The sequence below is a fragment of the Bacteroides caecigallinarum genome (assembly GCF_016902295.1).
GTDB classification, from domain to species: Bacteria; Bacteroidota; Bacteroidia; order Bacteroidales; family Bacteroidaceae; genus Phocaeicola; species Phocaeicola caecigallinarum_A.
In genome coordinates, this window is record NZ_JACJLQ010000034.1 from 1 (window position 1) to 15439 (window position 15439).

12 protein-coding genes and 1 pseudogene are annotated in these 15439 nt (G+C 41.0%); 5 read left to right on the forward strand and 8 right to left on the reverse strand.

The genetic code is table 11. The features are described 5' to 3' along the window. Window positions 1–405: 405 nt before the first annotated feature. From H6A27_RS11130 to H6A27_RS11165, 8 genes and pseudogenes are all read right to left on the reverse strand, one after another. A complete protein-coding gene (locus tag H6A27_RS11130; RefSeq protein ID WP_204508717.1) occupies window positions 406–1230 on the reverse strand; it encodes a Fic family protein in 825 nt (274 codons plus the stop codon). Between the two features lie 151 nt (window positions 1231–1381). Then, complete coding sequence (locus H6A27_RS15820) at window positions 1382–2143, reverse strand: DUF3843 family protein (RefSeq protein WP_477005004.1); 762 nt, start codon at window positions 2141–2143, stop codon at window positions 1382–1384. 27 nt (window positions 2144–2170) lie between these two features. Then, window positions 2171–2902 (reverse strand): annotated as a pseudogene (locus tag H6A27_RS15825) (DUF3843 family protein); the annotation flags it as partial. 23 nt (window positions 2903–2925) lie between these two features. Beyond that, window positions 2926–4206: an ATP-binding protein gene (locus tag H6A27_RS11145; RefSeq protein ID WP_204508720.1), complete on the reverse strand. Its 1281-nt coding sequence runs from the start codon at window positions 4204–4206 to the stop codon at window positions 2926–2928. 151 nt (window positions 4207–4357) lie between these two features. Continuing rightward, window positions 4358–4720 carry a hypothetical protein gene (locus H6A27_RS11150; protein WP_204404607.1) on the reverse strand — a complete coding sequence of 121 codons (363 nt, stop codon included), beginning with the start codon at window positions 4718–4720 and terminating at the stop codon, window positions 4358–4360. Between the two features lie 14 nt (window positions 4721–4734). After that, entirely contained in the window at window positions 4735–5328 is a 594-nt protein-coding gene (locus tag H6A27_RS11155; protein ID WP_204508721.1) for an HU family DNA-binding protein, read from the reverse strand. A 251-nt stretch (window positions 5329–5579) separates the two neighbouring features. Beyond that, window positions 5580–8939, reverse strand: coding sequence for a glycosyltransferase family 117 protein (locus tag H6A27_RS11160; protein WP_204508722.1), 3360 nt, complete (start codon window positions 8937–8939; stop codon window positions 5580–5582). A 183-nt stretch (window positions 8940–9122) separates the two neighbouring features. Next, complete coding sequence (locus H6A27_RS11165; protein WP_204508723.1) at window positions 9123–10265, reverse strand: transcriptional regulator; 1143 nt, start codon at window positions 10263–10265, stop codon at window positions 9123–9125. A 122-nt stretch (window positions 10266–10387) separates the two neighbouring features. Here H6A27_RS11165 and H6A27_RS11170 point away from each other — a divergent pair, with 122 nt between their 5' ends. Genes H6A27_RS11170 through H6A27_RS11190 form a run of 5 tightly spaced genes read left to right on the forward strand, consistent with a single transcriptional unit; the run spans window position 10388 to window position 15409 of the window. Continuing rightward, complete coding sequence (locus H6A27_RS11170; protein ID WP_204404614.1) at window positions 10388–11137, forward strand: polyprenol monophosphomannose synthase; 750 nt, start codon at window positions 10388–10390, stop codon at window positions 11135–11137. A gap of 24 nt (window positions 11138–11161) precedes the next feature. Next, entirely contained in the window at window positions 11162–12502 is a 1341-nt protein-coding gene (locus tag H6A27_RS11175) for a dihydroorotase (RefSeq protein ID WP_204508724.1), read from the forward strand. Window positions 12503–12546: 44 nt separating this feature from the next. After that, window positions 12547–13452 (forward strand): vitamin B12 dependent-methionine synthase activation domain-containing protein, encoded by a 906-nt coding sequence (locus H6A27_RS11180; RefSeq protein WP_204508725.1) that lies wholly within the window; start codon window positions 12547–12549, stop codon window positions 13450–13452. Window positions 13453–13487: 35 nt separating this feature from the next. After that, on the forward strand, window positions 13488–14645 hold the full coding sequence (locus tag H6A27_RS11185; RefSeq protein ID WP_204508726.1) for a metallophosphoesterase: 1158 nt from the start codon (window positions 13488–13490) through the stop codon (window positions 14643–14645). A gap of 11 nt (window positions 14646–14656) precedes the next feature. Beyond that, window positions 14657–15409 (forward strand): lysophospholipid acyltransferase family protein, encoded by a 753-nt coding sequence (locus tag H6A27_RS11190; protein ID WP_204508727.1) that lies wholly within the window; start codon window positions 14657–14659, stop codon window positions 15407–15409. Window positions 15410–15439 lie beyond the last annotated feature (30 nt).

Here is a 15439-nt window from a genome sequence, read left to right on the forward strand (position 1 = left end):
ACGGAATATTAGTATATTTGCTCATGGCTTTGAGATGTGGAATTAGTCGTTTGGGAGCTACTAATTTACTCAATTTCTGTTATATACAGAAATTCTCAAAGCCTTTTTTTATTTACTTCTCATCGAAATATTCTAAATCCGAAACTTGAGTTATTTATTTGTAAATCAACACTTTTCAAATAATTATTTGGCACTTTGAAGGATTTTTGTTTGGAAATTTGGCTTATTTTTGTTTGGTAATATGGAAATTTATGATACTATTCTACCTTGTGTAATGCCATTTACAAGATTATTTATTACCTTTACATCTCAAGAAAGATACACGTACAGAAGAACTATTCGTAAGCTGGCCGTGGGCCGGGTATGAGATACCGTTGAGTGAATTCAAGATTAATATGTAATCTTTTATTTTTCAGACTCAGAAACAAAACGGAAACCGTCTATAAAATTATCCGTAAGATTCTTCTTCTCTGATATTTCATGCTGAAGCCTGTTAATAGAAGTTTTAAAGAAGAAATCAATAAGAAATTCATCAGTACGTTCCTTCTTAATATATTTTAAAGCTGCAATATATTCTTCTCTATGACTGCTAGGTATTATCAGCAATGGCTGTCCCATTTTGAGAAGAATAAAATTTGACATAAGCCTTCCCAAACGTCCGTTACCATCGCGGAACGGATGAAGATACTCATAAAATCCATGGAACTTTGCGGCTATAACCATAGGATGCACCTCACCGCTATCTATAGCACTCTGCGTGCTTTCAAGAAGACGTGGAACCTGCATTATCAGTTTTTCATGTTCACCGAATATTGTATCACCGGCACACAACATATCGACAGTGGTATATTCTCCGGGCTTACTCGGAACTTCATCATTCCTCGTTTTATACTCTAAAGTATGCTCCGTCAACAATCTGTGAGTCTCTTTCAGCAGTTTCTCGGTAAGCGGTTTATCCAAATTATTCAACAAATATTCGTATGCCTGAAAATGGTCGAGAATCTCAAAAGCTTCGAAAAGAGTCTTTCCATGAGGAATCATACCCAATCCTTTCTCCTTCAAAGTACGGGTTTCATCTACAGAGAAACTATTGCCCTCTATGGCACAACTATGTGCTGAAAACAGTACTTCATTATATTCTATGAAATCGGATTTACTGAATCCATCGGCAACTATTTCTTTATATTCTGCTACCAATGAATCATATCGTGGAATCAATTCTTCGTACATAGGAAATTGCGGGTTATGAATTTATACAAATCAAGTTTCATATTTCCACAAAGATAGTGCAAAGCGAATGAAGTACAAAGCGAAAACATTGTTTTAAACCAATAGAGCAAATTAATTGCAAATGCTTTGCAATTAATTTGCAAGTCTTTTTCTATGACAAATCCTTCTCCCTGCACTTGTAGAAGAAATAATCCAGCATGAACTGAGCATTCTTCCTTGCCAGCTCTTTACCGTGTTCCAGTCCTTTGGTGCTATTTAAGGCTGCATCCTTCAAATAGCCACTATCAAGAAGTTCGCATGCTGTTTCGTATGGTATCAATCGGCTATTCGTCAGGAAATTAAATGCATTCTTTTCTGCTTTTTCCTTATTATAATAAGGATTATCGGGAGAAGCGATACAGTCACAATAGTTACGCACAACAGATATTCCCTGTTTAGGTGTAATACACAGCATCAATACATCATTTCCCGTATCAGGAATTTTCAGTCCTTGAGCTATTTTATATTTCATCTTATTTGAAATGAAATCGTTCATCTCTTCCTTTCCTTTCAGGAATACAAAATGTTTTCCTTTAGTTGCCGCAACGAAGTCATCGTATGCCGCCTTTTTGTTAGTATCCGATAAATCATTCTTAATGTCATCAAGTTTCGGAATATCTTTAGTGCTATAAATATTCATAGCTCCATTGTGTTGCCAATATTTTCCAAACTTAAACAGATTTGATGTAACTACCGTGTCACCTGGAATTAACTCTGGAGCGTCAAGTTCAATAGAATCTTTTGTCACTTTATAAGTTTCCTCCTTGCCTGAAACCTCTTTGAACACATAATAATCATCAGTATCTTCCGTCACCAGATAGAATGCTCTCATCCTGCTGTCCACATGCAGACATGGTGCATCTATAAAATTCATAGTCAGTTCCTCAAAAAGAAGTTTCAGATATTCAGGGGCGGTAATGGAAAGCAGGGGTGTTCTGCCCGACAACACGTAATTTATCTTAAAGGAATATATCATCAAATCCATCGTACGGTCATCAAGCTCCTTACGCTTCCCTAATTCCTCCATCTGCTCGGAAAGGCTATCCAAATAACATTCATAACAGCCCATGTTGATATATGAATTAAAATAGAACCACTCCACTTTATTTCTGTATTCAAGGAAATCATCCTCAGTCAACTCTGAGAAATCGAAGAAATCCTGAAGTCTTTCATTTACAGGAGCTGTCTCGAACTCCTCGTCGAAGATATCGTATATTTCATTTGCCAATGCCAGAATACCGGTATTCTCAGGATTATAGATTTTCTCCCCTATTTAATCTCTCTGAAAGCAATGCCACAGAATGAAGCGTACGTCTTCCACATTTATTTCGTCGGGATAATAATCTTCACCCGGTTCATAGAAAGGCAATCGGCTGCCATAACGTTTTTCGCACTGCGAAGTGAACACCTGCCAGACACAGGTCTGCGAAATAATATCTTCGAACCATCCGACAAGAAATATCGCCGTGTCTTCGTAAACCTCGTCTTCCGGCTCTATTTCACCCTCCATTATGTCATAATCATATAGCACTTCAATTATTCTGTTTACCAATTTACAGTAATAATTGTCTGTCGCATCGGTTTTTGTGTATGGATGCATAGACACCCATTCTCTTGGATAAATTTTTCTCATTATATTTCAAATTCTAATTATATTCAAACCGCATACAAAGGTACACACTTCAGTTGCCCCTGTTCCTTATAAGGCTGCATAGAAAATCTGACTGCCTCCATATCCGGATTTTTTGCAAGCAATGCTGTCAACGAATTTGCCCTTACATTTCCTTCAGCCTTTACCTCAACAGGCAATAATTTCGCATTATGCTGTATTACGAAATCAAGTTCAAGCCTGGAATCATCTGTCTTATGATAATAAACCGGAGATACGCCATGACTTTTCATTTGCTGGAGGACATACTGTTCCGTCATACCACCTTTATATTCCACGAAAACATTGTTATTTATCAGCACCTGTACTGGTTCTGTATTAACCATTGCTCCTAACAGACCAACGTCAAGCATATAAAGTTTGAAACAACTTAAATCCTCATACACATCAAGCGGTAAAGCGGGTTTTGTGCACTTGGGAACTTTATAGACCAAACCTGAATCAACCAGCCACTGGATAGCAATCTCAAAATCGTTTGCTCTTGCTCCTTTTTTCAATGCTCCATAAATGAATTTCTTATTGTCTTTGAACAATTGAGATGGAATACTTTTCCATACCATGCGAATACGTGGAACTTGTTCTTTAGGAGCATGTTTGGATAAATCCAGTTCATAACCGTTCAGAATCTCATTCTGAATTCTTCTGACTTCGATTAAAGAATCCGATTCAACATATTTCTTTACAGCTTCGGGCATTCCTCCTACGTAATAATACTGTCTCAGCAAATCGACCATCTTCTCATGAATCAGATTCATAGTCATATAATCACGGTTGACGATGAGTTTAAAAATCTCTGTCTCTCCTTTCGCCAAAACAAACTCCTCAAAATTCATGGGATAAACATAGATTTCGTTTACTTTCCCTACCGGATAGGAAACACCATTATGCAAAGATATTCCTAACAGGGAACCGGCAACAGCAATGTGATATTCCGGTGCTTCCTCACAGAAATATTTCAGAGCTTCAAGAACTTCGGGCACATCCTGAACCTCGTCCAGAACTATCAGTGTATCTCCTGGAGTTATATCGACACCAGATAACGCACGTAAAGCGCGCAGTATCCTATTTACATCAAAATCCCGAGTAAATATTTGCCTGATAATGTCATTTTTACGACAGACAATATATGCCTCCTTCGTATATTCAGTCCTTGCGAATTCACGAAGAAGCCATGTCTTTCCTACCTGTCGGGCACCATTTACTATTAATGGTTTTCTGTCAGGACGTTTCTTCCATTCTATAAACTCCTGTAATATAATTCTTTGCATAGTAATTATACATTTTTCAGCAGATAAGTCATTGGAATAACCACATTTTTCCGCACATAATTCCAACACAAATATACATTTTTCCGCACATAATTCACACTATGGCATACATTTTTCTGCAGATAATGCAATAAAACAGAACTGCTGACAATCAATCCTCATTAAGTTCCTCAAAGAAACCTTCCACACCGCCTTCTATCTGTTTTCCCCACTCTTCCATCTGTTTTGAAAAATCTTTCAAGGCGTTCTTGGTCATTTTGGCATAAATCCTGCCTTTCAGCTTTCCTATCTCCTTCAGTTCATCATCGGTAAACTCATATTTCGACATTTCCTCTTCAATCTTCTCATATTCAGAAGCTATCTTTTCCCAATCTTCATCCGTAAATTCATCATATCTGTCCTCTACCTGTTCAACCAATGATTCCAGATGTTCTATAGGAGTCTTTGAGGTTTCACATGATGAAAAGCCTATCGAAAAAGCTATTGCTGCAAGAAATACATTAAATTTGTTCATAGTTATCGTTTTATTTAATTCTTAATATACATCGGCATATTCTTGGTTCCAACATTTCTCAGCACTCCGTCTTTCACGAGTTCCTTCAGCGTACGCAACGCCTTAGACTTGTTGAAGCCTGTCAGCTTTTCAAAATCTATACGGCGCAGAAACTGATTATCGGCAAAGAATCTGTCAATCTTTGCCATTATTTCCTGCTGTTCCATATTACTGGAATGACGCGAATCGTCGGTATCATGTTCAAACTGCACTTTTTTAAGCATTTCAAGCAATTCTTTCTCGGGAACAAACCTGATACCTTTCACTTTTACGTCTTTTGATGATACGTGTTTGGGATCTACATCAGGCTCGCATTTAAGGCTGAGACTGAAATAACCGATTCCTTCCAGATGGATGGAATACCCCTCGCTGAAGGCATCATAAAACTCGGTTCTCAAGGCGGTCAGTACTCCCCACACATCGGATGCGGTAAAAGAACATTTCCTGTTTATGCTTTCACCCAAATTTTTTGTATCAACAATACCGGTTGTTATCACTTTGGCATGTAGTCTGGAAGATGTAACCCCTTCTTTCTCAGGATTATTATACAAATCAAATTTTATAGGCATACTTATATTCTTTTTATGTTTAACGCTTTTAAATTTTAAATTCCCCATCAAAGATAGCGTAACACGTACGTGTAACGCGTGTAACACGAACGTACAACGCGCGGAACACAAAGGTGCAACGCGCGTGGCACGAACGTGTTACGGTAAATGTGGCAAGAAATTTTGAAATAAAAAAGGAAACAATGAAATAAATAAAAAGCCATATAGGGAATTAACAAACTATAACAGGAAACTAACGCCTTCACCCGATATTATTTGCCATGCCTCAACCTTCCTACAAACTCAGCATAATTATCAAGCCCCAAAGTGGAGAAACGTTCTTGCGCCACACTTAAAACTTTATCGTAATCGCTTCCGGCACACGATGAGTCTATATTGTATAATGCGCGCACCAACTCATCGGCATAATCCACGAAATCACTGTCTCCAAACGACAGATACCACAAGGCATATTCCATTCTTGAATTCATAACAGAAGAATATATATCATAATAGGCATCATCTCCCGACAGCAACGCCAGACGGTCTGCACACGAATATCTGTCAAGCACCACATCATTGTTTGAAATCTCATCGAGACATTTACCGGCCAAAGCTGAACTCCTGACACTGTCGCCTGATGATAGCATCCACTCGGCAGCCTCGCATATCATACTCTGAAGAGTTATTGCCATACGTCGGTTGGTCTCGTCAAAATAGACTGAATTGTCGGACAACCCTCCGTATGAATATTTATTCATTATATTGTCATAACATCTGTCCGCGTCAACAGTCTGTTTAAGTTTGCTTGCATTGAAAGGGACAATCCTTTGCGCCATTCCTTCAAGCACAAGATAGTCGTCCAGATTCAGATACTCACCTATGCGCATGGACTTGGCCACATAAAGCGGACGTTCCCAGTTGCAGTTGTTTATAAGGTCGGCCAGCATGATTCCGCTTCGTGTAAGATATGAATTTCCTTTCAGGCTTACCACCATTGTCTTTGGTATTTCCATACCTTCGGGGATGTACATTCCCGATCGTTTCACCGCCTCCGCGTCTATGCTGAAATGTATTTCATCGGTGGGAATACATCTCATGGACTCATCATCCGACGTCAGCCAGTATCGCACAATGTTCTTCCATTCCCAGGGGTCTTCACCGAAAGGATATTCTCCCGGGTTTGCCTTATAATATTCCTCAATCCTATCTTTTATACGGAGCGGTGTTCCATCTTCTGTATAACCGGTCACAGGATTTACACGTACAGCGTCATTTACTCCGTCTCTGTAATACTCCCTCGCGAATGAAACGGGTAACCCCGGAGAAGAATGTGACGGACGACACATCTGATCGACATACCATCCTCCGGTAAGGTACATCAGATTGCATACACGGACATCTGTACGTATGCCTTCCACTTCCTGCGCATACCAAAGTGGGAAGGTCTCATTATCACCATTAACAAACAATACTGGATAGCCTTCTTCCTGAACTGTATTAAGATAATTGTATCCCATGTCGCGGCAAAGATAGCGGTTACTCCTGTCATGGTCATCCCATGTCTGGAAAAGCACCAGCAATACCAAGCCGGCACATATAGCCGACGAGACTACAAAAGCCGAGATAAAACCATTATTGCGGAATATCTTCCGGAATGTTTCTAATATGGCGGCTGCTCCAAAACCTATCCAGACAGAAAAGGCATAGAACGATCCCGCGTATGCATAATCCCTTTCGCGGGGTTGAATAGGTACCTGATTGATATATAAAACTATGGCGAGTCCTGTCATAAAAAACAATATGCCGATGACATTGAATTGTCTCCTGCCATGAGCTCCGCTTTTCCACTGCCACCATATTCCCAACAAACCAACTATCAATGGCAATGCAAAATAGACATTCCTGCCTTTATTATCTTTCAGGTGTGAAGGCAAGAACTCATTGTCGGGCACAAAGAAACTGTCTATAAAACTGATTCCGCTAATCCAGTTGCCGTTAATCCTGTCGCCATATCCCTGAACGTCATTCTGGCGGCCTACAAAATTCCAGAAGAAGTATCTCAAATACATATAGTTGACCTGATAATTCAGAAAGTATTTAAGATTGTCCATGAATGTAGGTACCGTTACCGACACATTTTCTCCTTTCGATTTATCAAAGTAGGAAACCTGCTTGCCTTTCATGCCTCCCGGAATCCACGCCTCATACTGTCCTGCATGACTTTCGCTATACATCCTCGGGAAAATCATACACGTGACATCCTCATATAGAGGTTTCATTTTTTGTCCGGTGACAACATATTTTTCATCTTTAAGAGTCTTGGCTGTATCAGTAGTCCAGTCTTTCCTCCGGTAGATATCGTCCGTCACTTTATAATCGTACATCAGATAACCGTCTTTTTCTTTCAACGCCCTGACCGAAGCGAACGACTGCCCGTAAAGCAGAGGAGTATCGCCATACTGCTCGCGTCCGAGATAATCGCGCAATGTGAAAGGGTCTTCAGGCGACTGCTGGTCCATAGGGGTATTTGCCGACGAACGTATCAATATAATGGCATACGAGCTGTAACCTACAGTAAGCATTAAAAGACTGAAACTGAAGACATATAATATTCGCCACAGTTTTTTATGATTGATTTTTCTTACAGCTATCCATCCAGCTGCGGCAAGCGACACGGACAGACACAACGAAATCCATATTCCGCCATTCATCGTCACTCCAAGCATAAGCAACGACAAGAAGACAAACACCAATGCCATACGTATATTACGCATCACAACACATGATATGCACGACAGTGCAAGTATGACAAAAAGCGATACGGCATATACCATCATACCCGTATCATATCCGGCCTCGAGAATATTGGCAAAAAGCAGTTCAAAAATTCCAGCCACCTTCATCACTCCGGGAACAATACCGTAAAGTACAACAGCTATTACTATTATACTTAATAATAGAGTAATGAGAAGTCCCTTGCTGCCCGTATGTGGAAATTTCCGGTAATATATCACTAAGCCAACAGCGGGGATACACAAAAGATTAAGCAAATGGACTCCTATGGAAAGACCTATGATATAGGCCATAAGGACTATCCATCTGTCGGACGATATATTGGCAGATTCTTCGTCCCACCTGAGTATTATCCATACCGTCAGTGCCGTAAGAAATGAAGAGAACGAATAGACCTCTCCCTCGACTGCCGAAAACCAGAAAGTATCTGTAAACGCATATAACAACGCTCCTGTAAACCCGCACAACATAACTGTAGCTATGGAGGAACATGACAGTTCGTTCCTCGATTTTTCCACACAAATAATGGATGATACAAGATATGTTATCGTAAGAAACAGGAAAAATACACATCCGGCGCTAAGAATGGCATTCATCACATTTATGCAATATGCCACATCTTGCGGGGAAGAAGCAAAAAGCGAAAAGACATTACCTGCCAGCATGAAGAAAGGAGCGCCAGGCGGATGACCCACTTCAAGCCTGGAGGCGGAAAGAATAAACTCGGGACAATCCCAAAAACTGGCTGACGGTTCTACCGTAAGAATATAAACTACGGCGGATATCAGAAATGATATAAAACCGCAAATGAGATTTACACGTTGATAATTACACATAATCTGCTCTGATTTTTTACGGCAAAATTAATGTAATGTATCATTCAAAGCGAGATTATGACACGGACATCAGGCGGCAGACGATTTATCTTATCCGTCTGATTTTAAATCTGTTACAGTCACACGAGATGGAAAGTCATGCGGACATCTGTATAATCCACGTCAGTTTCATGCATACGGACGTTAGATACCGGACATGCGGCTTGCCTCTATCTTTTTCTGTATTCTGAATTTTGCTTTGGTAACAGAGCCCGGAGAAATTCCATAGAATACAGCCAGCTGACCGGTAGTGAAACCAAGTTTTACAAGGCAGCTTATCTCCTTATCACGGCCTGTCAGTCCATCAACAGCATCAAGGCTTACGGAAAATCCCGGAAACAGCGAATCGGCAAACATGAAAAGACTGTTCCATTCATCAGTAGTTTTCACAGGCATGTACGACGGCGAAGATTTCATATCTTTTATCAGTGATATAGCGCCTAAATTCTTATCCGAAAGCAAAAGCTCCTCTTTCAACCTTAACTGTTTTTCCTGCTCGCATAAATCGTTTTCACGGCATGTAAAATAATCTTCCCTTACACCGCTTTCCTTAATGGCTTTATCAAGATTTATTTCAGCCTTTTTCCTGCCACGATAAAAGAAGAACGACAAAGCTGAAAACGCGCCGAACAAAAACAGTCCTGTTGCCATGTTAACAATATTGTTCTTCCTGGCATTTTCCTCTCTCATTAGAGCCTTTTCATGAATAAAATCGGCTTCTAACGACATAAGTTTTTCCCTGTCGTATAATGTACCAAGCGAATCGGACTTGACGGTATTTATTATGGTATTCACATCCCCAATATCGCCCTTCAGATATAGTCCATAATCATCATTGTAAACATTTTGTAATTTATTTTCAAGAGCTATAAGATGGAATCTGTCGATAAAATATTGTGCTGTATCTTTCTGGTTAAGCATAAGATAATCAAGGCCAAGCCTTCCCGCCGATTCGCAAACCAGCTTTTCATCATTCAGTCTCAACGCTATATTATATCCCTCGCGATGATTTTCCACAGCTTTCTCGTACATTCCATATTTAAAATGGAAATCACCCAAACGCGTATAAGCTGAAACTTTCAGAACAGTATCCTGCCTTTCTTCCATGACATCAAGAGCGTTAAGATAACAGATCATGGCATTGGCGGCGTCACCTTGCGCCTCGTATGTCCTGGCTTTCTCGAGCCATGCAGAAGTCTCGTCCGAAACATTCCGACTGCCTGTATTACAGGAAGCTACTATACAGCAGACTATAAATGAAAATATAAAATATACAATATGTCTCATAGAATATCTCTTATCATATCACAAATGTAGTATTTATATCCAATAATATCACTATCCTATTACCAAACTTTCCCTTTTTTTTCATACCTTTGTTCGTTAGTATAAACTACATATTTTTTATTATGCAAAACAGTGACAGCATCATCATAATTCCTACTTACAACGAGAAGGAAAATATCGAAAATATCATCCGCGCGGTATTCGGACTGGAAAAGTTTTTCCATATTCTGATTATTGAGGACAATTCGCCTGACGGAACAGCCGACATAGTAAAAAGACTTCAGAAAGAATTCCCTGACAGGCTTTTCATGATTGAAAGAAAGGGGAAGCTTGGATTGGGTACCGCATATATTGCCGGTTTCAAATGGGCTATAGAGAAAAAGTACGACTATATTTTCGAAATGGATGCCGACTTCAGCCATAACCCTAACGACCTGCCACGACTGTACAAGGCTTGTCATGACGATGGCGGCGACGTATCCATAGGTTCAAGATACGTAAGCGGTGTAAACGTAGTGAACTGGCCTATGGGCAGAGTCCTGATGTCTTATTTTGCATCAAAATATGTGAGATTTATCACAGGAATACCAGTCCACGACACTACTGCCGGATTCAAATGCTACAGACGTGAAGTGCTTGAAACCATCGACCTCGATAAAATCCGTTTCAAAGGATATGCGTTCCAGATTGAAATGAAGTTCACTGCCTACAAATGCGGGTTCAAGATTATTGAAGTTCCGGTGATATTCATTAACCGTGAGCTCGGCACCTCGAAGATGAACAGCAGCATATTCGGCGAGGCTGTGTTTGGAGTGATTAAACTGAAATGGGACAGTTGGTTCAGGAAGTATCCTAAGAGAATAAGTTGTTAGTTTTTAGTTATTAGTTTTTAGAAGATGAAAAGAATTTGGATAAAGAATGCTGTCGTCGTAAACGAAGGCAGACAGTTTAAAGGCTCTGTAATTACTGAAGATGAAACTATATACAGAATTATTGAAGGTGAAGGCACACCGGAATGTGATATTGACGAAACTATAGACGCCGAAGGTTGTTACCTACTGCCTGGAGTGATAGACGATCACGTGCATTTCCGTGACCCGGGACTAACACACAAGGCTGACATGGCTACCGAAACTGCTGCCGCTGCCGCAGGTGGAGTCACTTCGTTCATGGATATGCCTAACTGTAATCCGCAGACCACAACCATTGAGGCTTTAGAAAACAAATTTGCCGACGCTGCTACAAAATGTGTGGTAAACTATTCTTTCTATTTCGGAGCCACAAACAATAATGCCGATTTATTGGCAAAACTGGATAAGACACACGTATGCGGTGTGAAGCTGTTCATGGGTGCAAGCACTGGAAATATGCTGGTGGACCGGATGGAAACTCTAAAAAAGATTTTCTCGGAAGCCGGTATGCTGATTGCCACTCATTGCGAGGACCAGAATGTGATAAGCCGAAATACATCCGAAGTGAAAGCGAAGTATGGCGAAGATGCCGACATTTATCTTCATCCGGTTATCCGCAGCGAGGAGGCTTGCTATAACTCATCATCTCTTGCCGTAAAACTGGCTAAGGAGACAGGAGCGCGTCTTCATATCCTTCATGTAAGTACCGCCAAGGAACTGGAACTGTTTGAGGATAAACCTCTGAAGGAAAAGAAAATCACTTCCGAAGCTTGCGTTTCGCATCTTATGTTCTGCGATGAAGACTACAAGACTCTTGGCGGACGCATAAAATGTAATCCAAGCATCAAGACACGTGCAGACCGTGACGCCCTGAGAAAAGCATTGAGCAGCAATCTGATTGACGTGATAGGTACCGACCATGCCCCTCACCTGCTCCCGGAGAAACAAGGCGGCGCACTGAAGGCCGTATCGGGTATGCCAAGCCTGCAATTCTCATTGGTAAGTATCTATGAGCTTGTAAAGGAAGGTGTGTTGTCAGTGGAACAGCTTGTACAGAAAATGTGTCATGCTCCTGCCGAACTTTATCAGATTAAGGACAGAGGATTTATACGCGAAGGTTATAAGGCCGACTTAGTGATTCTTAATCCAAATCACGAATGGACTGTCACTACAGACTGCATAAAGAGCCGCTGCGGATGGAGCCCTATGGAAGGCAGAAACTTCCATGCCAAGGTTGAGAAAACAATGGTAAACGGAACAGTGGTTTACGAGAATGATACCGTGAATACCGCCCACAGAGGCCAGGCATTGGTATTCGACAGATGATTTGTTAGTTTTTAACTATTAATTTTTAATTATTAATTCCCATAATGCATACAGACATCACCGTAAAGGAATACGACATACACGAACTGGCTGACTACATAAACTGGATTTACTTTTTCCACGCATGGGGTTTTCAGCCAAAATACTCGTCGATTGCCGACATACATGGCTGTGACGGATGTCGTGCTATGTGGTTGGTGTCTTTCAAGGAAGAGGAAAGGCCAAAAGCTTCGGAGGCAATGCAACTGCACAAGGAGGCAATGAGAATGCTAAACAACCTGGACGGACGTTTCAAGGTTTATGCCATATATCGTCTGATGGACGCAAATTCAGATGGCGACAATCTTATAATGGAAGGCAAGACATTCCCTCTGTTAAGACAACAATCAAGAATAAAAGACACAGATCCTTTTCTGTGTCTGAGTGACTTCATCCGACCTGCCGGTTCCGGTATTACAGATACTGTCGGGTGTTTCGCCACAACCATCGACCCGGAAATGGAAAAGGGGTTCGAAGGCGACGACTATAAACTCATGCTATGCAAGACTTTGGCAGAAAGGTTGGCCGAAGCCGCGGCAGAAAAGATTCATGAGACTATAAGAAAATCTGTCTGGGGTTATGCTCCGGACGAGAATCTTAGCGTAAAGGACTTGCACAACGAGAAATATTGCGGAATACGTCCTGCCGTGGGATATCCTTCGCTTCCGGACATTTCGGTAAACTTCCTGCTTGACGAATTGCTGGATATGGAACGTATAGGTATCTCACTTACTGAAAACGGTATGATGCATCCGCATGCTTCCGTCAGCGGACTGATGTTTGCCCATCCTCAATCAAGATATTTCAGCATAGGAAAAATAGATGAAGCCCAACTGGCCGACTATGCACAACGACGCGGAAAGACAACAGACGAGATGAGAAAATATCTGAGAGCGAATGTTAGTATTTAGTTATCAATTCTTAATTATTAATTTTTTAATTCTAAATGATATTACTTAGAGTTACAATATTTTTTCTTTTGTTGCTGTTATTGCCCGACTGGTATATACACCGTACATATTTAAGAGGCAAAAACAACAAACTGTACAAGAGACTACTGTGGTGGCCTACCATAATCCTGCTCGTCCTATTGGGCGGCTCAGTGGCTTTTCACGATTATGTACGCGACTTTTTCGGCATATACTTGATTGTGACGCTATGTTTCTGCATACCAAAACTTACATTCATGCTGTTCAGCCTTCTGCTGAGAGGAATAAACAAAGTATGCAGGACAAACCTGCCCCATGCCGCCATATCGGCTTTACCGGCATTGGCGGTACTTGGCTATATACTTTTCGGTGCCATAAAAGGTAAAGAGAACTTTAAGGTTCGTGAAGTGACATTTTCATCAGCAAACCTCCCTAAGTCGTTCGACGGATACAGGATTTTGCAATTATCGGACATACATTCAGGAAGCTGGAAAGGTAACGCCAAAGCGCTGAAAAAAGCTATCGAGCTTTGTAACTCACAGAATGCGGATCTGGCCTTGTTTACCGGCGACCTGGTAAACAGCCGTGCGGACGAACTACTTGAATTCAAAGAAATATTTGCCGGACTGAAGGCTAAAGATGGAGTTTATTCTGTTTTAGGAAACCATGACTATGGTACATACGTCAATTGGAACTCAGAAGCTGACAGACTTGCAAACATAGATTCTCTCATAGCCCGCGAGAACATGATGGGATGGAAAATGCTGAACAACAGTCACACTATTATAAAAAGAGACACGGACTCTATTGCAGTAATAGGTGTGGAAAACAGTGGTCGCCCTCCGTTCCCTAATTATGCCAAACTTAAAGAAGCGTCAGCAGGTACGGAAGGAATGTTCCAGGTTCTTATGAGCCACGACCCTACGCATTGGCGCAGGGAAGTCCTTCCAAAATCCGACATAGAGCTGACACTGTCAGGACATACACACGACATGCAGATTACGTTTTTCGGACTTTCCGTTTCATCATTCATCTATCCTGAACATAACGGCATGTACATGGAAGGTGACAGGGGACTTTACGTAAACATTGGATTGGGACACGTACTGTTCCCGATGCGTCTTGGAGCATGGCCTGAAATAACGATTATCACACTAAAAAACTCAAAAACTTAAAAACTCGAAATATGAAATTTCTATTCATTATCTATCAAATTTGTATTTGGTTGCCTATTTTCCTCGTGACAACCATCATCACGGCTTTGACAACCATGATTGGATGCCATTTGGGCAACGGACATTTCTGGGGATACTACCCGGGGAAAATATGGTCGCAGATAACTTGTTACACATTACTTCTCCCCATAAAGGTGACAGGTCGTGAAAATATCGACCAAAAACAGTCGTATGTCTTTGTAGCTAACCATCAGGGAGCATTCGACATTTTCCTAATTTACGGTTTTTTAGGCAGAAACTTCAAATGGATGATGAAGAAAAGCCTGAGGAAGATACCTTTCGTAGGCAAGGCATGCGAATCGGCAGGATTCATTTTTGTTGACAAATCCGGTCCGAGAAAGATACACGAAACGATAGAGCAGGCATTCCATGTTCTGAAAGACGGGACTTCACTCGTAGTCTTTCCCGAAGGCGCAAGAACATTTACAGGCCACATGGGAATATTCAGAAAAGGAGCGTTCCAGTTGGCAGACGAACTTCAATTGCCAGTAGTCCCGCTTACGATAGACGGATCGTTCAATATCCTTCCACGTACAGGTAAAATCCTGTCATGGCATCCGCTGAAACTGACTATCCACAAACCAATATTCCCTAAATGCAAGGGTCCTGAAAATATGAAGGAACTCATGGAAGAATCATACAAAGTAATTGAAAGCGCTTTGCCTGATGAATATAAAGGAAAAGTTGACAATCCTGACCAATAATGACCAGGATTGAATATCACTAAAAATATA

Bases quoted from the DNA above. Each gene is read 5' to 3' on its own strand.
- H6A27_RS11165 (WP_204508723.1), bottom strand. From the start codon at position 10,265: ATGAGACATATTGTATATTTTATATTTTCATTTATAGTCTGCTGTATA.
- H6A27_RS11190 (WP_204508727.1), top strand. From the start codon at position 14,657: ATGAAATTTCTATTCATTATCTATCAAATTTGTATTTGGTTGCCTATT.
- H6A27_RS11160 (WP_204508722.1), bottom strand. From the start codon at position 8,939: ATGTGTAATTATCAACGTGTAAATCTCATTTGCGGTTTTATATCATTT.
- H6A27_RS11150 (WP_204404607.1), bottom strand. From the start codon at position 4,720: ATGAACAAATTTAATGTATTTCTTGCAGCAATAGCTTTTTCGATAGGC.
- H6A27_RS11155 (WP_204508721.1), bottom strand. From the start codon at position 5,328: ATGCCTATAAAATTTGATTTGTATAATAATCCTGAGAAAGAAGGGGTT.
- H6A27_RS11170 (WP_204404614.1), top strand. From the start codon at position 10,388: ATGCAAAACAGTGACAGCATCATCATAATTCCTACTTACAACGAGAAG.
- H6A27_RS11145 (WP_204508720.1), bottom strand. From the start codon at position 4,206: ATGCAAAGAATTATATTACAGGAGTTTATAGAATGGAAGAAACGTCCT.
- H6A27_RS11185 (WP_204508726.1), top strand. From the start codon at position 13,488: ATGATATTACTTAGAGTTACAATATTTTTTCTTTTGTTGCTGTTATTG.
- H6A27_RS11130 (WP_204508717.1), bottom strand. From the start codon at position 1,230: ATGTACGAAGAATTGATTCCACGATATGATTCATTGGTAGCAGAATAT.
- H6A27_RS11175 (WP_204508724.1), top strand. From the start codon at position 11,162: ATGAAAAGAATTTGGATAAAGAATGCTGTCGTCGTAAACGAAGGCAGA.
- H6A27_RS11180 (WP_204508725.1), top strand. From the start codon at position 12,547: ATGCATACAGACATCACCGTAAAGGAATACGACATACACGAACTGGCT.
- H6A27_RS15820 (WP_477005004.1), bottom strand. From the start codon at position 2,143: ATGAATTTTATAGATGCACCATGTCTGCATGTGGACAGCAGGATGAGA.